23 protein-coding genes and 1 pseudogene are annotated in these 18733 nt (G+C 71.0%); 16 read left to right on the forward strand and 8 right to left on the reverse strand.

The window, feature by feature from the left end:
* The coding region (locus tag LMU33_RS39010; protein WP_228626564.1) for an HAD family hydrolase at positions 1–644 on the reverse strand (644 nt) is incomplete at its 3' end.
* Positions 645–733: 89 nt separating this feature from the next.
* On the opposite strand from LMU33_RS39010, the gene LMU33_RS39015 reads away from it, so the two are divergent.
* Complete coding sequence (locus tag LMU33_RS39015) at positions 734–1174, forward strand: GNAT family N-acetyltransferase (RefSeq protein ID WP_228626566.1); 441 nt, start codon at positions 734–736, stop codon at positions 1172–1174.
* 8 nt (positions 1175–1182) lie between these two features.
* On the opposite strand, the gene LMU33_RS39020 is transcribed toward LMU33_RS39015, so the two are convergent.
* A complete protein-coding gene (locus tag LMU33_RS39020) occupies positions 1183–1758 on the reverse strand; it encodes a heme-binding beta-barrel domain-containing protein (protein WP_228626568.1) in 576 nt (191 codons plus the stop codon).
* A gap of 245 nt (positions 1759–2003) precedes the next feature.
* On the opposite strand from LMU33_RS39020, the gene LMU33_RS39025 reads away from it, so the two are divergent.
* Entirely contained in the window at positions 2004–2366 is a 363-nt protein-coding gene (locus LMU33_RS39025; protein ID WP_228626570.1) for a DsrE family protein, read from the forward strand.
* 4 nt (positions 2367–2370) lie between these two features.
* Here LMU33_RS39025 and LMU33_RS39030 read toward each other — a convergent pair whose 3' ends face one another.
* Positions 2371–2634, reverse strand: a complete 264-nt coding sequence (locus LMU33_RS39030) for a DUF3099 domain-containing protein (RefSeq protein WP_228626572.1) — start codon at positions 2632–2634, stop codon at positions 2371–2373.
* A 119-nt stretch (positions 2635–2753) separates the two neighbouring features.
* Between LMU33_RS39030 and LMU33_RS39035 the strand changes: the two genes are divergently transcribed.
* The 5 genes from LMU33_RS39035 (at position 2754) to LMU33_RS39050 (ending at position 6155) form a co-directional block, all read left to right on the forward strand.
* Positions 2754–3497 carry an LmeA family phospholipid-binding protein gene (locus tag LMU33_RS39035; protein ID WP_228626573.1) on the forward strand — a complete coding sequence of 248 codons (744 nt, stop codon included), beginning with the start codon at positions 2754–2756 and terminating at the stop codon, positions 3495–3497.
* Positions 3498–3695: 198 nt separating this feature from the next.
* Positions 3696–3776 (forward strand): Ms5788A family Cys-rich leader peptide, encoded by an 81-nt coding sequence (locus LMU33_RS42150; RefSeq protein WP_350751515.1) that lies wholly within the window; start codon positions 3696–3698, stop codon positions 3774–3776.
* A gap of 129 nt (positions 3777–3905) precedes the next feature.
* On the forward strand, positions 3906–4751 hold the full coding sequence (locus tag LMU33_RS39040) for a sulfurtransferase (RefSeq protein ID WP_228626575.1): 846 nt from the start codon (positions 3906–3908) through the stop codon (positions 4749–4751).
* Positions 4752–4807: 56 nt separating this feature from the next.
* Positions 4808–5098: a DUF1416 domain-containing protein gene (locus LMU33_RS39045; protein WP_228626577.1), complete on the forward strand. Its 291-nt coding sequence runs from the start codon at positions 4808–4810 to the stop codon at positions 5096–5098.
* 388 nt (positions 5099–5486) lie between these two features.
* Entirely contained in the window at positions 5487–6155 is a 669-nt protein-coding gene (locus LMU33_RS39050; protein ID WP_228626578.1) for a hypothetical protein, read from the forward strand.
* Positions 6156–6262: 107 nt separating this feature from the next.
* On the opposite strand, the gene LMU33_RS39055 is transcribed toward LMU33_RS39050, so the two are convergent.
* The 3 genes from LMU33_RS39055 to LMU33_RS39065 are packed head-to-tail and all read right to left on the reverse strand — an operon-like array spanning position 6263 to position 8592.
* Positions 6263–7429, reverse strand: coding sequence for a hypothetical protein (locus LMU33_RS39055; protein WP_228626580.1), 1167 nt, complete (start codon positions 7427–7429; stop codon positions 6263–6265).
* A gap of 1 nt (position 7430) precedes the next feature.
* Entirely contained in the window at positions 7431–7685 is a 255-nt protein-coding gene (locus tag LMU33_RS39060; RefSeq protein ID WP_228626582.1) for a MoaD/ThiS family protein, read from the reverse strand.
* Positions 7686–7731: 46 nt separating this feature from the next.
* Positions 7732–8592, reverse strand: coding sequence for an alpha/beta hydrolase family protein (locus LMU33_RS39065; RefSeq protein WP_308280848.1), 861 nt, complete (start codon positions 8590–8592; stop codon positions 7732–7734).
* 198 nt (positions 8593–8790) lie between these two features.
* Between LMU33_RS39065 and LMU33_RS39070 the strand changes: the two genes are divergently transcribed.
* The 6 genes from LMU33_RS39070 (at position 8791) to LMU33_RS39095 (ending at position 14600) form a co-directional block, all read left to right on the forward strand.
* Positions 8791–9579, forward strand: a complete 789-nt coding sequence (locus LMU33_RS39070) for a response regulator transcription factor (RefSeq protein WP_228626586.1) — start codon at positions 8791–8793, stop codon at positions 9577–9579.
* A 127-nt stretch (positions 9580–9706) separates the two neighbouring features.
* Positions 9707–10738: a LacI family DNA-binding transcriptional regulator gene (locus tag LMU33_RS39075; RefSeq protein ID WP_228626588.1), complete on the forward strand. Its 1032-nt coding sequence runs from the start codon at positions 9707–9709 to the stop codon at positions 10736–10738.
* 99 nt (positions 10739–10837) lie between these two features.
* Positions 10838–11857 carry a S1C family serine protease gene (locus LMU33_RS39080; RefSeq protein ID WP_228626590.1) on the forward strand — a complete coding sequence of 340 codons (1020 nt, stop codon included), beginning with the start codon at positions 10838–10840 and terminating at the stop codon, positions 11855–11857.
* A 35-nt stretch (positions 11858–11892) separates the two neighbouring features.
* A complete protein-coding gene (locus LMU33_RS39085; RefSeq protein WP_228626592.1) occupies positions 11893–12132 on the forward strand; it encodes a hypothetical protein in 240 nt (79 codons plus the stop codon).
* Positions 12133–12402: 270 nt separating this feature from the next.
* Entirely contained in the window at positions 12403–13137 is a 735-nt protein-coding gene (locus tag LMU33_RS39090) for a response regulator transcription factor (protein WP_228626594.1), read from the forward strand.
* The gene (locus tag LMU33_RS39095; RefSeq protein WP_228626596.1) at positions 13134–14600 is read left to right on the forward strand and encodes a HAMP domain-containing sensor histidine kinase; all 1467 of its coding nucleotides are present in this window, start codon (positions 13134–13136) and stop codon (positions 14598–14600) included. The genes LMU33_RS39090 and LMU33_RS39095 overlap by 4 nt, the downstream gene beginning before the upstream one ends.
* 436 nt (positions 14601–15036) lie before the next feature.
* On the opposite strand, the gene LMU33_RS39100 is transcribed toward LMU33_RS39095, so the two are convergent.
* Positions 15037–15525, reverse strand: coding sequence for a MarR family winged helix-turn-helix transcriptional regulator (locus LMU33_RS39100; RefSeq protein WP_228626598.1), 489 nt, complete (start codon positions 15523–15525; stop codon positions 15037–15039).
* A gap of 137 nt (positions 15526–15662) precedes the next feature.
* On the opposite strand from LMU33_RS39100, the gene LMU33_RS39105 reads away from it, so the two are divergent.
* Entirely contained in the window at positions 15663–16553 is an 891-nt protein-coding gene (locus tag LMU33_RS39105; protein ID WP_228626599.1) for an NmrA/HSCARG family protein, read from the forward strand.
* Complete coding sequence (locus tag LMU33_RS39110; RefSeq protein WP_228626601.1) at positions 16550–16990, forward strand: MarR family winged helix-turn-helix transcriptional regulator; 441 nt, start codon at positions 16550–16552, stop codon at positions 16988–16990. Before LMU33_RS39105 ends, LMU33_RS39110 begins: the two co-directional genes overlap by 4 nt.
* A 35-nt stretch (positions 16991–17025) precedes the next feature.
* Here the strand turns inward: LMU33_RS39110 and LMU33_RS39115 are convergent.
* A pseudogene (locus LMU33_RS39115) lies at positions 17026–17617 on the reverse strand (6TM ABC transporter family protein); the annotation flags it as partial.
* A 132-nt stretch (positions 17618–17749) separates the two neighbouring features.
* Here LMU33_RS39115 and mshD point away from each other — a divergent pair.
* Entirely contained in the window at positions 17750–18676 is a 927-nt protein-coding gene (gene mshD, locus LMU33_RS39120; protein ID WP_228626603.1) for a mycothiol synthase, read from the forward strand.
* Positions 18677–18733: the final 57 nt, after the last annotated feature.

Consider the following 18733-nt stretch of genomic DNA (forward strand, 5'->3'; position numbering starts at 1 on the left):
CCGGAGGCGAAGGCCAGGATGTGCGGGACCGCTTCGCGCAGGCTCGCGAAGTGGCGGTGCACGCCCTCCACCGCGGCAGCGGCGTTCACGCCCCACACCGTCATACCGGCACGCAGCCCGGACCGCACCCCGGACGGGGCGTCCTCGACGACCAGGCAGTCCCCCGGCTCGGCACCCAGTCGCGCGGCGGCCCGCAGATACGGAACGGGAGAGGGCTTGCCCTCCTCGACGGCGGCTGCGTCCACGATCAGCCCCGGCACCGGCAGGCCCGTCCGCAGGAACCGGCCGCGCACCCGGTGTTCGTAGTTCGAGGTCACCAGGGCCCAGCAGTGCGAAGGCAGGCCGCGCAGCACCTCTGCGGCACCGTCGAAGGCCGCGTAGGCGCCGGACCGCACGTCCTCGTCCTCCAGCTCGTGCAGCGCGGCCAGGCACTCGTGCGGATCGTGGCCCGCGGCGACCTGCGCGAAGGTTTCCGTGGGCCGGGTCCGCAGGGCCACCCGGTAGACCTCGTCCGGGTCCAGCCCGTAGCGCTCCGCCCAGGCCCGCCACACCCGGCGCTGGTTCTCCACCGCGTCGATCAACGTGCCATCGACGTCGAAGAGGACGTACCTCGTACGGCAGGACTGCGCTGAATCACCGGTCACACGGTGATCATGCCATCGGCGGCCATGGGTCTTCCGTGGCGCGGCAGAACGGAGTTGACGCCCGAGGCGTACTCGGGTCTTCTGCTGCGATGTCCGATCTTCGCATCCAGCAGCCGGACGACGACGTCACGCTCAGGCACTGGCAGTACGTCCACAACGTGATCATCCCTGCGCACCTGCTGTCCTTGGAGGAGGTGCGGGAACGCGCACGGCGCCACCACCTGGAGGTCGCCTACCTCGGTGACGATCTCGTGGGCTGCAGCACGGTGCGCCCTCCGTCGGACGACACCCAGACGGCCACGGTGATCGCCCGCGTGCTCGCTCCGCACCGGGGGCAGGGATTCGGCGGGGAACTCTATGCGCGCGGGCTCAACCGGGCACGGGAGTCGGGCGCCGAGACGATCGAAACGGTGGTCCTGTCCTCCAACGAGGACGGTTTGCGGTTCGCACGGAAGCACGGGTTCGTCGAGATCGAGCGGTACCTGCTGCCGGGCGACACCATTCCGTGGATCGATCTGCGCCTCTCCTGATCACATGCTCACTTGAAGAAGGCGATGCCGTCGTCGGGCATGTCGTCGGGCAGGGCCTTGGCCCAGCGCTCGACGTCCTCCGGGGTGACGACCTTCTTCAGGTGGGCCGACATGTAGGGGCGCAGCTCGACCTCGGGGGTCTGCTTCTCGCCGACCCACATCAGGTCGCTCTTCACATAGCCGTACAGCCGCTTGCCACCGCTGTACGGCTGCGAACCGGCCGTACGGGCGACGGCGTCCGTGACCAGGTCGATCTGCGGCTTCTTGTCGGCCATCTCGCCGTACCAGATCTCGATGACACCGTCGTCGCGGGTCATCGTCACCTCGACCCTGCGGTCGGCGTCGATCCGCCAGAAGCCCGACTCCGACTCCAGCGGGCGGACCTTGTTGCCGTCCTGGTCCAGCACCCAGGTGTGCGAGTGGTACTCCAGGAAGTCCCGGCCGTCGTGGGTGAAGCTGACCTCCTGCCCGAAGTTGCACTTCTGCGAGCCGGGGAAGTCGTGCACGCCCGCACCGGCCCAGTTGCCCAGCAGAAAGGCGAGCGGGACCAGGTCCTTGTGCAGGTCCGACGGGATCTCGATCATGAGGGAAGCTTCCTAGAGGTGGTTCAGCGCTGGCCCTGGTACAGCTTCTTCACGGTCAGACCGGCGAAGGCGAGCACGCCGACGCAGACCAGGACCAGCAGGGTTTCGAAGAAGATCTCCACGGGTGCTCCTTGAGCGAGGGTGGGCGTACGACAGAGCCGGGGCCCAGCTTACGCGGCCGGGCGCCGGCTCTCTTGACGAGGTGGGCCAACGGAGACCGGGACATCCACGGCTACGCTTCCGGTATGACCAAGAAGCTCGTGATCAAGGTGACGGCCGGGGCCGACGCACCCGAGCGGTGCTCGCAGGCGTTCACCGTGGCGGCGGTGGCGGTGGCCAGCGGCGTCGAGGTCTCGCTGTGGCTGACCGGGGAGTCGTCCTGGTTCGCGCTGCCGGGGCGGGCGGCGGAGTTCGAGCTGCCGCACGCGGCCCCGCTGCCGGATCTGATCGAGTCGATCCTGGCCGGCGGGCGCATCACCCTGTGCACGCAGTGTGCCGCCCGGCGCGAGATCACCGAGAAGGACGTCATCGAGGGCGTACGCATCGCGGGCGCCCAGGTGTTCGTGCAGGAGTCGCTGGCGGACGAGACCCAGGCCCTCGTGTACTGACCGCTCACTGCCTGGGACGCTTCTTGCCGTCCAGCTCGTCCCACCACTCGTCCGACTGGGGATCGCCGGAGGGGTCGTCCCACCAGCGGTCCTCGGGGCCCCGCCGGTTCGCGATCATCGCGGCCACCGGCGGAATGACCATCGCCACGACGCACATGCCGACGGCCGCCGGCACCGACCAGAGGCGCACGACGCCCCAGGCCAGGACGAAGAGACCGATGCACGTCCCCATCATGGCGAAGTACACGTGCCGCCGCCGTGCGTACATAGGTCCAGGGTAGGCCGCGTCATACCTGTCACAAGTGATCGACAATCACCGCGCCGGCGCCGCCCGCGGGGTTACCGTGACGTAGCCGAAGACCGCTCTCGTCCCGGGGGAAAGACCACATGCGCGCCCTGCGAATAATCCTGATCCTCGTCGTGATCCTGGGTGGGCTGTTCGTGATCGCGGACCGGGTGGCCGTGCACTTCGCCGAGGGCGAGGCCGCCGACAAGCTGAAGTCGACGGAGAACCTGGCCTCGACGCCGGATGTGAACATCAAGGGGTTCCCGTTCCTCACCCAGGTCGCCGGCGGCTCGCTCGACGACGTCGAGGTCGGGATCAAGGACTACGAGGCCGCGACCGGCACCGCCGGGAAGACCATCCGGATCGACGACCTGCAGGCCGACATGAAGGGCGTCTCCTTCTCCGGCGACTACAGCTCCGCCACCGCGGACACCGCCACCGGCACCGCGACGATCTCCTACGCCGAACTGCTGAAGGCCGCCAAGCCCGAGCCGACCGAGGTCGTCCCCGGCCTCAGGGCCCAGGTCGTCAGCCTCGCCGACGGAGGCAAGGGGAAGATCAAGGTGACGGCCAAGCTGACCGGCAGGCTCGGCCCCCTGCCGGTCAACCAGACCGTGTCCGTGCTCAGCACCGTGACCGTCGAGCACGACAAGGTGCAGGTCCACGCCGACTCCCTGCCCAAGCTCGCCGCCGCCGCGATCGCCGAGAACCGCATCCGCGAGATCACCGACTTCCAGCAGGCCATCAACCGGCTGCCCGGCGGCGTCGAGCTGGACAAGGTGCAGGCCGCGCAGGACGGTGTGGAGATCAGCGTGAAGGGTTCGGACGTCAAGCTGGCGGGGTAGGACCACGGCCGGACGGACGGGGAGCGTCCGACTGGCGAGACGGGTCGTCCGTAAAGCAGCTGCGGAGACCCGCGCGAGCGCCCGGGAGGTCGTGCGGCGACCACCGGGCGCTTTTCTCATCCCGCCATACGGACGATCGTGTCTCGTCATGTGACACACCGGTGACACGCCCACCCGGACGTCCCTACGATCGGGGCCATGAAGCGACAGGCGGATCTCACGAAGCGGCGGGCAGTCGACCTGTGCCGCGTTGCCGCCATGCTCTGTCGCCCCTTCTGAGCGAAAGTCCCCGACTTCCGCATCTCACCGCCGCCCTGCTGGAAGGGCACCCGTGCGCCGCCCGGACCTCACGAGCGCGCACCCCTGTACTCGTACGCCCCGCCGCAACTGCCCCGGAGGAGAAAGAGCATGAGCCGCACCGACGTCCTGGTCGACGCCGACTGGCTGCAGGAGCACCTGGACGACCCGGCCATCGCCATCGTCGAGGTGGACGAGGACACGTCCGCCTACGAGAAGAACCACATCAAGAACGCGATCCGCATCGACTGGACCAAGGACCTGCAGGACCCGGTCCGTCGCGACTTCATCGACCAGGAGGGCTTCGAGAGGCTCCTGTCGGAGAAGGGCATCGGCAACGACACCCTGGTGGTCCTCTACGGCGGCAACAACAACTGGTTCGCCTCGTACGCGTACTGGTACTTCAAGCTCTACGGCCACGAGAACGTCAAGCTCCTCGACGGCGGCCGCAAGAAGTGGGAGCTGGACGCCCGCGAGCTGGTCGCCGGCGACGAGGTCCCGGAGCGCGCCAAGACGGAGTACCGGGCCAAGCCGCAGGACACCTCGATCCGCGCCTTCCGTGACGACGTCGTCGCCGCGATCGGCTCGCAGAACCTGGTCGACGTGCGCTCGCCCGACGAGTTCTCCGGCAAGCTGCTCGCCCCGGCGCACCTGCCGCAGGAGCAGTCGCAGCGTCCGGGTCACGTCCCGACCGCGCGCAACATCCCGTGGTCGAAGAACGCCAACGACGACGGCACGTTCAAGTCGGACGACGAGCTCAAGGAGCTGTACGCCGAGGAGAACGTGGACCTCGCCAAGGACACGATCGCCTACTGCCGCATCGGTGAGCGCTCGGCCCTGACCTGGTTCGTGCTGCACGAGCTGCTCGGCGTCGAGAACGTCAAGAACTACGACGGTTCCTGGACCGAGTACGGCTCCCTCGTCGGCGTGCCGATCGAGCTCGGCGCGAACAAGTAAGCCCACCCTCACCCATCCCGACCGACCTCCCGGTCAGACCCCTCTGGAGAAACAGCATGTGCGGAGCGAAGGCCGGCGGCCCGGACGCCTCGACGATCAAGCCCGGTGAGACCACGATCCAGGGTCAGGTGACCCGCGACGGCGAGCCGGTGACGGGCTACGTCCGTCTGCTGGACTCGACCGGCGAGTTCACCGCCGAGGTTCCCACCTCGGCGACCGGTCAGTTCCGCTTCTACGCGGCCGAGGGCACGTGGACGCTCCGGGCGCTCGTCCCGGGCGCGACGGCCGACCGTACGGTCGTCGTGGCGGAGAAGGGCGCGCTGGCCGAGGTCGCCATCGCGGTCTGAACGGGGCTGCGCGAAGCAGCGGCACAGTGACGGTCGAAGGGCCGCACCCCTGGGTTGGACGCCAGTGGGGTGCGGCCCTTCGGCATGCGCGGCGGGCCGTCGCTAGCGCGATTCGCGGCATTGCGCCAGCAGCGACACGCTTGCTGCTGGAGTAGCTACTTGTCATAAGATCATCCAAAAGGTCTAGCGGTGCGTCAACTTCCCCTGGTTCATGGTGATTTGACATCCCTTCGATGAATGAAGAGCGGGGGGTATCTGCTGAAATTCCCCCAATTGGTGCACAAAAACCCAGTCTCCGGCCATTCCCGATATGACAGCCGTGGAGGTCGGCGAATACGTTCCAAACGACCGGCCAACGCGTCGGTGTCTCAGAGACTGGAGAAGCACCATGAAGATCAACCGTTCCACCGTCGTCACCGCCGCCGGCGCAGCCGCCGCGGCTCTGGTGGCGACCGGCGTTACCTACGCCTCGGCCGCCTCCGCGCCGGAGGCGGCGCCGGCGGCCGCGCCGGCCGTTGCCGCCCCCGCGGCGGCCCCGGCGGCCGCCGCACCTCTCGGTGGCCCCGGAGGCGGCAACAACACCGGCAACAACAACAACGGCAAGGGCAACGAGGGCCGCGGCGGCGGTCCTCGCGGCGGCGGTCCTCGCGGCGGCTGGGACTGGGGCCGGATCCAGATCAACGAGCGGTCCTACTCCGCACACGCCGGCGACTGCATCACCGTGGTCAGCGGCCTGGGCGCGAAGACCCTGAACGTCCGCAACGACAGCCGCAAGGTGGTCGAGCTCTTCCGCGGGGCGGTCTGCGACAACGGCGCCCCCGTCGCCACTGTCGGCCCCTTCAGCCAGAGCGACGGCGTGCGCGTCCACCACACGGAAGGCATCCACGTCAAGGACGGCGTGGTCGGCAGCTTCCGCGTGGTGTGCCCCAACGGCTGGGGCTGGGGCGGCGACGGCGGCTGGGGCGGCGACGGCGGCTGGGGCGGCGACGGCGGCTGGGGCGGCGACGGCGGCTTCGGCGGCGACGGCGGCTTCGGCGGCGACGGCGGCGGCCGGTAACCCACAACCCCTTGCAGGAATGGAGCCCCGGCCCGCCGGAATCGGGCCGGGGCTCCGGCTCGTCCACCGTCCGGCAACGGACGGGACGCGAACGACGCAGGACAGCTCTAACCGAGCGCCCGCCCCAGCACCCACACCACCGGCGCGGCCGCCGACAGCGGCAACGCCACGCCGGCTGTGAAGTGCACGAACCGGGAGGGGTAGTCGTAACTGGCCGCGCGGTGACCGATCAGCGCGCACGCACCCGCGGCCGCGCCGAGCAGCGCGCCCTTGGCGCCCAGCCCGGTCATCCCGCCCACGGCGATCCCCGCACCCGCCGCCGCAAGCAGCGACACCACGGCCGAGGCCGGTGTGGGCAGCGGCAGGGCCCGGGCCAGTACCGTCACCGCCACCGCCACGGCGCCCACGGACACCGCGTGCGCGTCGGCGCCCAGGTACCCGGTGGCCAGCACCGAGAGGGCCGACGAGACGACCGTCGCCATCAGGCCGTACATCCGCTCGTCCGGCGAGGCGTGCGAGCGCAGCTGCAGGACCAGGGCCAGCAGGACCCAGACACCGAGCGGGCCGAGGATGGCCGCGGGGGCGTGGTCGCGGCCGGCGGCCAGGACCGCCACGTCGGCCGTCAGCCCGCCCAGGAACGCCAGCGCGATGCCCTGCCGGGCCGGCCACATGCCGTTCAGCCGGAACCAGCCCGCCGCCGTCACACCCTGGAGCACCACGAGCGGCACGAGGAGCGCGTACGAGGCGACCGGCGCCGTCGCGGCCAGCAGCAGGCCGAGCAGCGCGGTCAGCAGCGCCGGCTGCATACCGGGCTCGATGATCGGCGAGCGGCCCTCCAGGCGCGCCCGCTGGGCATCGGTGATCCGGGCGTTCCCGGCAACGGTGGCGGGGCCGTAGTCCGGCGCGGACTCCGGCGCGGACTCGGGCACGGCTTCCGGCCCGTGCGCATGTGCGTGGGCGGGCGCAGGCGCGGGTGCGGTGTGCGGCTCCGGTTGCGGAGCCGCCGCGTACTGCTGCTGGTACTGCGCCTCGTACGTCTGCTGCGGCGGATATGGGGCCTGCGCCGCCTGTGCGGGCATCTGCAGCGACGCGTGCGTCTGCGAGTCCCAGGTCTGCCCCTGCCACTGCTGGGTGAGCTGGGGGTCGTGGCCGGGCTGCTGCCCGTATCCGGCGTACGGGTCCTGCTGGGGCCACTGCTGCTGATAGGGGTCGTAACCCTCATAGCCCTCGTAGCCCTCATAGGGGCCCTGGCCCTGATACGGCTGGTCGCTCATGTCACCCTCCTGCGAACGGCGGGAGCACCTCGACCGTGCCGCCCTCGGCCAGCCGTACCGTCTCATGCGCGCGGGTCCCGACGGGGTCGCCGTCGACGATGAAGGAACATCGACGCAGCACGCGCGCGAGTTCACCGGGGTGTCGCGCACGCACGGCGGCCAGCGCGTCGGCGAGCGTGTCCGTCTCGTACGGCTCCTCGGCGACACCGGCGGCGGCCTTGGCGGCGGCCCAATAGCGCACCGTGACCTTGGGCATCTGTTTCCTCAATCGACGGCAAGAAAGAAATAAGAGTGCTGTCAGGCTAGCCCGCCTTGGCGGCCGCCCATTCCCCGATCCGGTTCAGCAGGGCGTCGTCCGCCGCGTGCTCCGCATGGCCCATGCCCGGTTCGACCCAGAGTTCGCCGTGGTCACCGGCCGCCTCGGCGAGCATCCGGGGGTGGTCGAGGGGGAAGTAGCCGTCGCGGTCGCCGTGCACGATGAGCAGGGGGACGGGGGCGATCCCGGGGACCGCTTCCTTCGGGGAGAGCGGGACCGGGTCCCAGTCGCGGTGGTGGATGCGGGTGCGCAGACCGTAGCGGCCGACCAGGCGGCCCTCGGGGCGGGTGACCAGCCAGTGCAGGCGGCGCATGGGGGCCGTGCCCCGGTAGTACCAGCGGGCCGGGGCGCTGACCGAGACCACCGCGTCGAGCGTGCCGGGGTTCAGGGCGGCGTGCCGCAGGACCACCGAGCCGCCCATGGAGAAGCCGACGGTCGCCACGCGCGCGTGCCCGAGGCCGCGGGCCCACTCGACGGCCGCGGCGAGGTCCAGGACCTCCTTGTCGCCGACCGTGGACCGGCCGCCGGAGCGCCCGTGGCCGCGGAAGGAGAAGGTGACGACCGCGCCGTAACCGCGCAGCACGCCCGCCACCCGTCGTACGTGCGGCCGGTCCACGTCCCCGGTGAACCCATGGGCGACGACGAACACCAGCTCACGGGAGGGCGAACGGCGGGCATCCGGACCGGGTCCGGAGGTTTCGTATACGACGGCGCCCGGATCGTATACGGAATCGATCGGAATTCCGTCGGCGGTGCGCAGAAACGTCCGCATAGGCACCTGTCTGCGCGTCTCGCGATTCGGACGAACGGTGGAATGCGCCGCTTGACCTGCCGAACGGTTCCTCATGTGGGCTATTCTGCTGGGTATGAGGACTCGGGCAGCGAAGCCCCCGGGTCCTTTTGTGCTTTCGGAAGCGTTGTATACGAAGCGGGAAACCCCAGGTGAAGGCGCCGGGGAGGGACCGCCGCGGTGTACGGGGCCTTCGGGATCGCAGAGCAGTGCCCGTCCGCACAGCCTCGCAGGGACCGAGGAGGAACCAGACGTATGAGTTCTCTGCTGCTCCTGACCAACGCCCTCCAGCCGTCGACGGAGGTGCTGCCCGCCCTCGGCCTGCTCCTGCACAACGTGCGGGTGGCCCCGGCGGAGGGCCCCGCCCTCGTCGACACCCCGGGCGCCGACGTCATCCTCGTCGACGGCCGCCGTGACCTGCCCCAGGTGCGCAGCCTGTGCCAGCTGCTGCGCTCCACCGGCCCCGGCTGTCCCCTGATCCTCGTCGTCACCGAGGGCGGTCTCGCCGCCGTCACCGCGGACTGGGGCATCGACGACGTGCTGCTGGACACCGCGGGCCCGGCCGAGGTCGAGGCCCGGCTGCGGCTGGCCATGGGACGCCAGCAGATCGTCAACGACGACTCCCCCATGGAGATCCGCAACGGCGACCTGTCCGTGGACGAGGCCACCTACTCCGCCAAGCTCAAGGGCCGGGTCCTGGACCTGACCTTCAAGGAGTTCGAGCTGCTGAAGTACCTCGCCCAGCACCCGGGCCGGGTCTTCACCCGCGCCCAGCTGCTGCAGGAGGTGTGGGGCTACGACTACTTCGGCGGCACCCGGACGGTCGACGTCCACGTGCGGCGGCTGCGCGCCAAGCTCGGCCCGGAGCACGAGTCGCTGATCGGCACCGTCCGCAACGTCGGTTATCGATTCGTTACGCCCGAGAAGGGCGACAAGACCGACCGGGCCGGCCAGGAGGCCAAGGCCGGGGCGGAGCGGGCAAAGGCGGAGGATGCGGATGCATCCGCCGTCCGTGACGGCTCCGAGGTCCACGCGGACGCCTAGATCCCGAAAGTTACCGACGGGTTCCCGCCGGGCGGGTGTGACGGCCGCCCGGGCGGGGCATTGCTTCCGCACATCCAAGCACTGATACGCCCTGCCCAGACCGGGTCAATCCGCGTAGACTCCGCGCGTGGCCAAGGTGACTCGGGATGACGTGGCACGGCTGGCTGGAACCTCCACCGCCGTCGTCAGTTATGTCATCAACAACGGACCCCGGCCGGTCGCCCCGGCCACGCGCGAGCGTGTCCTCGCTGCGATCAAGGAACTGGGGTACCGCCCCGACCGGGTCGCCCAGGCGATGGCGTCCCGGCGCACGGATCTCATAGGCCTGATCATCCCGGACGCCCGCCAGCCCTTCTTCGGCGAGATGGCCCACGCGGTCGAGCAGGCCGCCTCCGAGCGCGGCAAGATGGTCCTGGTCGGCAACACCGACTACATCGGTGAACGCGAGGTCCACTATCTGCGCGCCTTCCTCGGCATGCGCGTCTCCGGTCTGATCCTCGTCTCCCACGCGCTCAACGACCTCGCCGCCGCCGAGATCGACGCCTGGGACGCAAGGGTGGTGCTGCTGCACGAGCGCCCCGAGGCCATCGACGACGTGGCCGTGGTCACGGACGACCTCGGCGGCGCCCAGCTCGCCGTACGCCACCTGCTGGAGCACGGCTACGAGTACGTCGCCTGTATGGGCGGTACGGCCCAGACGCCGGCCGTCGGCGACCCGGTCTCCGACCACGTCGAGGGCTGGAAGCGGGCCATGGCCGAGGCGGGCCTGTCCACCGAGGGCCGGCTGTTCGAGGCGCCGTACAACCGCTACGACGCCTACCAGGTCGCCCTGGACGTCCTCTCCGGCCCCGAACGGCCGCCGGCGATCTTCTGCTCCACCGACGACCAGGCGATCGGCCTGCTGCGGGCCGCACGCGAGCTGCGCATCGACGTGCCCGGCAAGCTGGCGGTGGCCGGGTTCGACGACATCAAGGAGGCCGCGCTGGCCGACCCGCCGCTGACCACGGTCGCCTCGGACCGCTCGGCGATGGCCCGGTCGGCGGTCGACCTGGTGCTGGACGACGGGCTGCGGGTGGCGGGGTCGCGGCGGGAGCGGCTCAAGACGTTCCCGTCCCGGCTGGTGGTGCGGACGAGCTGCGGTTGCGACCTGAGGGCCTGAGCCTCACCGACAGGTCTTTATATCCGGCAAACGAGGTTCTGCCGGGCTTCTCAGCGAGCACTCAGGAAGCTCTCATGGTGACAGGGGAAGCTTCTAGTCATGACCGAGAGCCAGGGTTCCCACCCCCAGCAGCCCAGCAGCTACTCCGCTCCCGTGAACCCCGAGTGGCCGCCCCCGCCGCCGTACCAGCCGATGACGGCGACGGGCGTCCTGCCGGCGCCCGAGCCGGCCCCCGGGGCGAAGAAGAGGCGCAAGCGGGGTCCGGCGGCCCTCCTCGCGGCCGTCGCGATCGTCGCGGCCGCGGTGGGCGGCGCCACGGCGTACGGCTTCCAGGAGCTGGCCGGCAAGGACACGGTCTCCTCCACCGGTACCGGCACCGCCGTGGTGCCGACCGGCAAGAGGGGTGACGTCGCCGCGATCGCCGCCGCGGTCAGCCCGAGCGTGGTCGAGATAAACGCTTCGCTCGGCACCGGCTCCTCCACCGGCTCCGGCGTGGTCATCACGTCGGACGGCGAGATCGTCACCAACAACCACGTCGTCGCCGGCGCACAGTCGATCAAGGTGCGCACGAGCGACGGCAAGAGCTACACCGCCGATGTCGTCGGCACCGACAGCTCCAAGGACCTCGCGCTGATCAAGCTGCGCGGCGCGTCAGGCCTGAAGCCCGCCTCGCTCGGCAACTCCTCCGGCGTCCAGGTCGGTGACACGGTCGTCGCGATCGGCTCCCCCGAGGGCCTGACCGGCACCGTCACCAGCGGCATCGTCTCCGCGCTCGACCGGGACGTGACCGTCTCCACCGACGAGAACCAGGGCCAGGGGCAGGGCGGCGACGGACAGTGGCCGTTCCAGTTCGGCGGCCGTCAGTTCAACGGCGACACGGGGTCGTCCACGACGACCTACAAGGCGATCCAGACGGACGCCTCGCTCAACCCGGGCAACTCCGGCGGCGCGCTCATCGACGCGAGCGGCAACGTCATCGGGATCAACTCCGCGATGTACTCGTCGAGTCAGCAGTCCTCGTCGTCCTCGGACGCGGGCAGCATCGGCCTCGGTTTCGCGATCCCCGTCAACACCGTCAAGTCCGACCTGGCCAAGCTGCGGGCGGGCAACCACAGCTAGCCGTCCGCACCGCACCAGTCAGCAGGGAGTACGTCATGATCAGCAAGGTCTCGCACCAGATCGCCGACCACGGTCCCGCCGACCTGGCCCTGGCCCTCACGGTGTCCCAGGACCTGCACGTGCCCATCCCGGCACCCCGCAAGCCCGAGTCGGCGCCCCGCGCACCCGAGGTGGCCGTCACACCGGTCCCCGAGCTGATGGGCCTCCGCACCGCCCCCGTCCGCACCCACCGCCGCAAGGTCCCGCTGAACCGGCTCACCGCGGTGCGGGCCTGACCCCACCGGTCCTGCCCCCCTGGGTGGCCTGGACCGACCTGGCCCGGACGGGGCTCGGCCCCGTCCGGGCCGAGCCCCGTCCGCAACCGGACCGTCCTGCGGGACGACCGTCCTGCGGGACGACGCTCGGCCGGGCCGGTGCCGCCTGCCCGGCCCGCCCCGGCAGGTCTGCCTCCCGGCCCGCCCGGCGTGGCAGGCTGAGAGGCAGCCGGGACGCAGCCGAGAGACACCCCGTCCACCCCGACCACCGCACCCCGAGGAACCGCGAGCATGAGCCCCGCCGAAGGCGACCGTGACCCCCAGCGCATCCTGATCGTCGACGACGAGCCGGCCGTACGCGAGGCGCTGCAGCGCAGTCTCGCCTTCGACGGGTACGACACGGAGGTGGCCGTCGACGGCGCGGACGCCCTGGAGAAGGCGACCGCCTACAAACCCGACCTGGTCGTCCTGGACATCCAGATGCCGCGCATGGACGGTCTGACCGCGGCCCGGCGCATCCGCGGGGCCGGCAACACCACCCCGATCCTCATGCTCACGGCCCGCGACACCGTCGGCGACCGGGTGACCGGCCTCGACGCCGGCGCCGACGACTACCTGGTCAAACCCTTCGAGCTGGACGAACTCTTCGCTCGTATCCGCGCCCTCCTGCGCCGCAGCTCGTACGCGGTCGCGGTGTCGGCAGAGGCCCAGGAGGACGAGGCGCTGACCTTCGCCGACCTGCGCATGGACCTCGCGACCCGTGAGGTGACGCGCGGCGGCCGGCAGGTGGAACTGACCCGCACGGAGTTCACCCTCCTGGAGATGTTCATGGCGCACCCGCGCCAGGTCCTCACCCGCGAGCAGATCCTGAAGGCGGTCTGGGGCTTCGACTTCGAGCCCTCCTCCAACTCCCTCGACGTCTACGTCATGTACCTGCGCCGCAAGACCGAGGCCGGCGGCGAGCCACGCCTCGTGCACACGGTGCGGGGCGTGGGGTACGTCCTGCGGCAGGGCGGCGCGGAGTGAACAAGCTCGTACGGCGTTACCACGCTCTCCCGATCAGGGCCCGGCTGGCGATGCTGGTCGCGGCGGCGGTGGCCTTCGCGGTGGCGGCGGTCTCGGTCACGGCCTGGTTCATCGTGCAGGGGAAGCTGTACGACCAGCTCGACGGCGACCTGACGAAGTCGCTGGGCGGCGCGGGACATTTCGACCAGCTGGACTACGCCCTCAAGACCTGCACCGACACGCCGACTGCCAACGGTTTCTTCCAGGACAGGTACTCGCAGCTGGTCACCGAGAACGGCAAGGTCTGCCTCATCGGGGGTGCCTCGGGCAAGATCGAGGTCACCCGGGCCGACGAGGCACAGGTCAAATCCCTCGGGAACAAGCTCTACTTCCGCAACGGAACCGACTCGGAGGGCAACGAGCTCCGCGTGCTCACCCGCCCCCTCCTGTCCACCACGACCACCAACGGTGACCGCGGACCCAATATCGGTGTGCAGGTGGCCGCCCCGCTGAAGAACACCGAGAAGACCCTCAACGACCTCGCCCTGGTCCTTCTCCTCGTGTCCGGCATAGGAGTCGTCGGCGCCGGCGCCGCCGGTCTCGCCGTCGCCCGGGCGGGACTGCGTCCCGTCGACAAGCTCACCGAGGCCGTGGAGCACGTGGCGCGGACCGAGGACCTGGCCGTCCGGATCCCGGTGGAGGACGACAGCGAGGACGAGGTCGCCCGGCTCTCCCGGTCGTTCAACTCCATGACCGCCTCGCTGGCCAGCTCTCGGGACCTCCAGCAGCAGCTGATCGCCGACGCCGGCCATGAACTCCGTACGCCGCTGACGTCGTTGCGCACCAACATCGAACTCCTCACCCGCAGCGAGGAGACGGGCCGCCCGCTCGCGCCGGAGGACCGCAAGGCGCTGCTCGCCTCGGTGAAGGCACAGATGACCGAACTGGCCGCGCTGATCGGCGACTTGCAGGAGCTGTCCCGCTCGGAGGGGCAGCACGGCGAGCGGGTCCAGGTGGTGTCGTTCCAGGACGCGGTCGAGGCGGCGCTGCGCCGCGCCCGTCTGCGCGGCCCGGAGCTGACGATCACGTCGGACCTGGAGCCCTGGTACGTCCGGGCGGAGCCCTCCGCGCTGGAGCGCGCGGTGGTCAACATCCTCGACAACGCGGTGAAGTTCAGCCCCGAGGGCGGCACGATCGACGTACAGCTGAGCAACGGCGTCCTGACCGTCCGCGACCACGGCCCCGGCGTTCCCGAGGACGAACTCCCGTACGTCTTCGACCGCTTCTGGCGCTCCCCCAGCGCCCGCGCCCTCCCCGGCTCCGGCCTCGGCCTGTCCATCGTGGCCCGCACGGTCCAGCAGGCGGGCGGCGAGGTCACCCTGTCCCGAGCGGAGGGCACCGGCACGGTGGCGACGGTGCGCCTGCCGGGCGCCCCGACACCACCACCGGAGACCCCGGAACCGGCCGAAACACCGGCCGAATGAAGCGGGGGGCCGGGGGCGGCCGAGCTGGTGCTCCCGAGCCGAACTGACGGACCGAGCCCGCCCGGCCCCGGACCGGACCGACGGACCCCGGCCGGCCCGAGGGACCCGGCCCGCCTGGTGGACCCGGCTCACCCGAAGGCCCAGGACCGCCCGGGGGACCGGGCCGGGCTGATGGATCTCAGCCGACGTGGGGACCCTGGCCGCCCGGAGCAGCCCGTCTGGGTGACCGGCCCGCCCGACAGCCCCCGCCCCGATGGACCCCAGCCCATCTCATGGGCGCCGTCCCACCTGTTCCCGGGGTGCCGCGCCTGATGGACCCCACCCCGCCGATGGACCCGGCCCGCACGATCCCCCTGCCGGCCTGATGCACCCCGGCCCGCCCGATCGATCCGGCCGGTCGCCGAGGCGTCACCCCCGTGGGCCGGAACCGCCCGGCTCAGTCCCGCTTCGGCAGGGCGCGCAGACGCTGGATCTGGGTGCGGCTCAGTTCGTTCGCGCGGCGCATGTGGTGGGTGATCGCCCGCAGTTCGTCCTCGCTGTGGTCGTCGAGCAGGGTCTGCCAGGTGCGGCCGAGCTCGTCCCACACCGCGGTGACGCGGGCGATGCGCTCCGGCACCGGGGTGACCAGCACCCGGCGACGGTCCCGCACGTCCGGCGTGCGGGCCACATAGCCGCCGCGTTCGAGCCGGTCCACCAGCCGGGTGGCCGAGCCCGTGGTGAGGCCGGTCAGATCGGCGATCTGCCGGACCGTGAGCGGCTCGGGCTCGACGGTCAGCAGGCTCAGGGCCTGCACATCGGTGGGGTGCAGGCCGAGGTGGTCGGCGACGGCCTGGTTGAACAACACGTACGCCGCGTGGTAGCGGCGCGACTCCGTCGACAACTCCTCGTACAGCCGGGCCCGGCGCGGGTCTGTCCCTTCCGTCACCTGACTCGCCTCCCAAGAATCACTGTGCTCCCCAAAATAACTGCGCGACGCAGCAAAAGTCCGCTACTCTTCTGCGTGGCGCAGCTAATGCGTCACGCAGTCATCAAGCGTCACTCATCCTATCCGGGGGGACACCCATGCTCACCATCGCCGTCACCGGCGCCACCGGCGCCCAGGGCGGAGCCACCGCCCGTGCCCTTCTGACCGCCGGTCACCACGTCCGCGCCCTGACCCGCCACCCGGACTCACCGGCCGCCGAGGCCCTGCACGCCCTCGGCGCCGAGATCCGTCACGCCGACTTCGACGACCGCGCCTCCCTCGACGCCGCCCTCACCGGCACGGACGCCCTCTTCGCGGTCACGACCCCCTTCGGCACCGACACCGACACCGAGGTGCGCCAGGGCAGAGCCCTCGTCGACGCCGCCGTGGCCGCCCGCCTCGGACACGTCGTCCTCACCTCCGCCGCCCACGCCGACCGCGGCACCGGCGTCCCGCACTACGACAGCAAGCACGAGATCGAGCGGTACCTGTGCGCGTCCGGCGTGCCCTGGACGGTGATCGCGCCGGCCGCGTTCATGGACAACCACGCCACCGGCTGGACCCTCTCCGGCCTGCGCGAGGGCGTCTTCGGCTGGCCCATGCCCGCCGACCGCCCCTTCGCCCTGATCCCCGCCGCCGACATCGGCGTGTTCGCGGCGCTGGCCTTCGCGCGCCGGACCGCGTTCCTGGGCCGCCGTATCGACATCGCCTCCGACACCCGTACGCCCGAGCAGATCGCGGCCGCGCTCACCGCCGCCACGGGCCGCCCGATCACCCACCACGAGGTCGGCCTCGACATCGTCCGCACCCACTCCGCGGACCTCGCGGCCATGTTCGCCTACTTCACCACCACCGGCCTCGACGTCGACGCCCAGGCCCTGCGCCGCGCGTATCCCGAGGTCGGCTGGCACACCTTCGCGCACTGGGCGGCCGGGCAGGACTGGCCCGCCCTGCTGGGCGCACCCCGCACCGAAGGAGCCCCCGCATGAAACCCATCGGCCACTGGCTCAACCGCACCGACAAGGCACTCACCCGCGCGATGAACGGGGTGCTGTCGGAGTACGGCCTCACCCGCCTCGACTGGCAGGTCCTCAACGTCATCCGCGACACCACGCCCGAGGCCACCGACTCCGCCGTCCTGTCGGCACTCGCCGCCAACGCCGACGTTCTCACGCTGACGGCCTCCGTCGACACCGTACTCACCGGCGGCTGGGCGGTCCGCACCGCACCGCACCGACTGGTCCTCACCCCCGACGGCCGCTGCAGGCTGGCCGCCGTCACCGAGAGCGTGCGGGCCTTCCGCGACCTGTCCATGACCGGGATCTCGGCGGACGAGTACCGCACCGCGGTCCACGTCCTGCAACGCATGACCCACAACGCCGAGACCGCCGCCTCGCCGGGTACGGCGACGGCTGCACCGGCGTAGCCACCCGGGTGACCGGGCCCCGCGTCCACTGGTCTGGCCGCGGTGACCGTCAGGCCGAGCCCGCCGAGGCTGCGGACCGGCGGCTGGAGTCGGCCGAGGAAGGCGGCGAAGGCGAGGAGTTGGCCTAGGGGCCTACGGCCGGCGGAGATCTCCCGGACGCCCGGCCGATCACCGCGAGCACGCACAGCGTCTCGAGGGACCCCGCCGAACCGCTCGGGAGAAGCGGCGCGCGGCGAGCAGGAAGAGAGGCGCGAGGACGAAGGCGGCCGGCGCCAGGTCCCGGCGCGGCCAGAATGCGGCGGTAGCGGAGAAAACGACGGGGTGAAAGAAGTGCGGGGGCAGGTCCTGAACATCCCGGAAGACGGCCGCGCGCAATCGCAGCACGAATCTCTCGGCGGTCCGGGCGGCCAGGGAATTTCCAATACGACCGACCAGCGCGGCGGTCCCGGCGAGCACGGCCAGGACCACACAGGAGGTGATCACACCGAGCCACCGGCACGGGATTCTTCCGCTCCGAGCAGGCTTGCAGTGCCTCTTGACGGGCGCGAGCCCGGGGAAAGACATGGTGGCACTCCGTTTCCTGTGATTTATGCCAGTGAATTCCGACACGGAAAAACACTGCAGCATTCGGAAGCCGCGAAAAGAGTCAATTCCGATGAGGTCGCGACCAAAGAGCGCCATGAGTAATGCACAGGGAATTTCGGGAACCGCGGCGCCATTCACATAGGTTTTACGGGGTGGCTGCCGTACCCTCTACGCATGAGCAGCGACGACACCGTACGGGCCTTCCCCGCCCGCTCCATCGAGACCCACTCCGCGCTCACCCCGGACCAGGCCGATGCCGTGCGGGCCCTGCTCGCCGAGGCCGCCGCGATCGACGGGCAGCAGCCGGTGTCCGAACAGGGCCGGCTGCAGCTGCGCGGAGGTGCCCGCGAGGGCGTCTCTCACCTGCTGCTGACCGTCGACGGCGAACTCGTCGGCTACGCCCAGCTGGAGGACACCGACCCGGTGGAGGCGCCGGCCGCCGAACTCGCCGTACACCCCGCGCACCGCGGGCACGGACACGGGCGGGCGCTCGGCGCCGCGCTGCTCGCCGCCTCCGGCAAGCGGCTTCGGGTGTGGGCGCACGGCGGGCATGCCGCCGCCCGGCATCTCGCCCAGGTGCTCGGCCTGACCCTGTTCCGCGAACTGCGGCAGATGCGTCGGCCGTTGACCGGTCTCGAGCTGCCCGACCCGGTGCTGCCGGAGGGCGTGAGCGTGCGCACCTTCGTGCCCGGCAAGGACGACGCCGCCTGGCTCGCGGTCAACTCGGCCGCCTTCGCCCACCATCCCGAGCAGGGCTCGCTGACCCAGCGGGACCTCGACGACCGCAAGGCCGAACCGTGGTTCGACCCGGCCGGGTTCTTCCTCGCCGAGCGGCGCGGGGAGTTGATCGGCTTCCACTGGACGAAGGTGCACGCCGAGGAGGGCCTCGGCGAGGTGTACGTCCTCGGCGTCCGCCCCGGCGAACAGGGCGGCGGCCTCGGCAGGGCCCTCACCACGATCGGCCTGCGCCACCTGGCCGGCCAGCAGCTGCCGACCGCGATGCTCTACGTCGACGCCGACAACCAGGCGGCGGTCTCGGTCTACGAGCGGCTGGGGTTCACGACGTACGAGACGGACCTGATGTACCGCACGGAGACCTGACACACGGCGGGACGAGGGGCGGCCGGCTTGACGGCCGCCCCTTCTTTGCATCACCCT

This window comes from Streptomyces barringtoniae, assembly GCF_020819595.1.
GTDB lineage: Bacteria > Actinomycetota > Actinomycetes > Streptomycetales > Streptomycetaceae > Streptomyces > Streptomyces barringtoniae.

What these genes read in the sequence shown, in the direction of transcription:
- LMU33_RS39105 (WP_228626599.1), top strand. Translation starts at nt 15,663, where the DNA reads ATGCTCACCATCGCCGTCACCGGCGCCACCGGCGCCCAGGGCGGAGCC.
- LMU33_RS39050 (WP_228626578.1), top strand. Translation starts at nt 5,487, where the DNA reads ATGAAGATCAACCGTTCCACCGTCGTCACCGCCGCCGGCGCAGCCGCC.
- LMU33_RS39070 (WP_228626586.1), top strand. Translation starts at nt 8,791, where the DNA reads ATGAGTTCTCTGCTGCTCCTGACCAACGCCCTCCAGCCGTCGACGGAG.
- LMU33_RS39055 (WP_228626580.1), bottom strand. Translation starts at nt 7,429, where the DNA reads ATGAGCGACCAGCCGTATCAGGGCCAGGGCCCCTATGAGGGCTACGAG.
- LMU33_RS39030 (WP_228626572.1), bottom strand. Translation starts at nt 2,634, where the DNA reads ATGTACGCACGGCGGCGGCACGTGTACTTCGCCATGATGGGGACGTGC.
- LMU33_RS39020 (WP_228626568.1), bottom strand. Translation starts at nt 1,758, where the DNA reads ATGATCGAGATCCCGTCGGACCTGCACAAGGACCTGGTCCCGCTCGCC.
- mshD (WP_228626603.1), top strand. Translation starts at nt 17,750, where the DNA reads ATGAGCAGCGACGACACCGTACGGGCCTTCCCCGCCCGCTCCATCGAG.
- LMU33_RS39110 (WP_228626601.1), top strand. Translation starts at nt 16,550, where the DNA reads ATGAAACCCATCGGCCACTGGCTCAACCGCACCGACAAGGCACTCACC.
- LMU33_RS39035 (WP_228626573.1), top strand. Translation starts at nt 2,754, where the DNA reads ATGCGCGCCCTGCGAATAATCCTGATCCTCGTCGTGATCCTGGGTGGG.
- LMU33_RS39085 (WP_228626592.1), top strand. Translation starts at nt 11,893, where the DNA reads ATGATCAGCAAGGTCTCGCACCAGATCGCCGACCACGGTCCCGCCGAC.
- LMU33_RS39045 (WP_228626577.1), top strand. Translation starts at nt 4,808, where the DNA reads ATGTGCGGAGCGAAGGCCGGCGGCCCGGACGCCTCGACGATCAAGCCC.
- LMU33_RS39060 (WP_228626582.1), bottom strand. Translation starts at nt 7,685, where the DNA reads ATGCCCAAGGTCACGGTGCGCTATTGGGCCGCCGCCAAGGCCGCCGCC.
- LMU33_RS39025 (WP_228626570.1), top strand. Translation starts at nt 2,004, where the DNA reads ATGACCAAGAAGCTCGTGATCAAGGTGACGGCCGGGGCCGACGCACCC.
- LMU33_RS39090 (WP_228626594.1), top strand. Translation starts at nt 12,403, where the DNA reads ATGAGCCCCGCCGAAGGCGACCGTGACCCCCAGCGCATCCTGATCGTC.
- LMU33_RS39040 (WP_228626575.1), top strand. Translation starts at nt 3,906, where the DNA reads ATGAGCCGCACCGACGTCCTGGTCGACGCCGACTGGCTGCAGGAGCAC.
- LMU33_RS39080 (WP_228626590.1), top strand. Translation starts at nt 10,838, where the DNA reads ATGACCGAGAGCCAGGGTTCCCACCCCCAGCAGCCCAGCAGCTACTCC.
- LMU33_RS39065 (WP_308280848.1), bottom strand. Translation starts at nt 8,592, where the DNA reads ATGAGGAACCGTTCGGCAGGTCAAGCGGCGCATTCCACCGTTCGTCCG.
- LMU33_RS42150 (WP_350751515.1), top strand. Translation starts at nt 3,696, where the DNA reads ATGAAGCGACAGGCGGATCTCACGAAGCGGCGGGCAGTCGACCTGTGC.
- LMU33_RS39015 (WP_228626566.1), top strand. Translation starts at nt 734, where the DNA reads ATGTCCGATCTTCGCATCCAGCAGCCGGACGACGACGTCACGCTCAGG.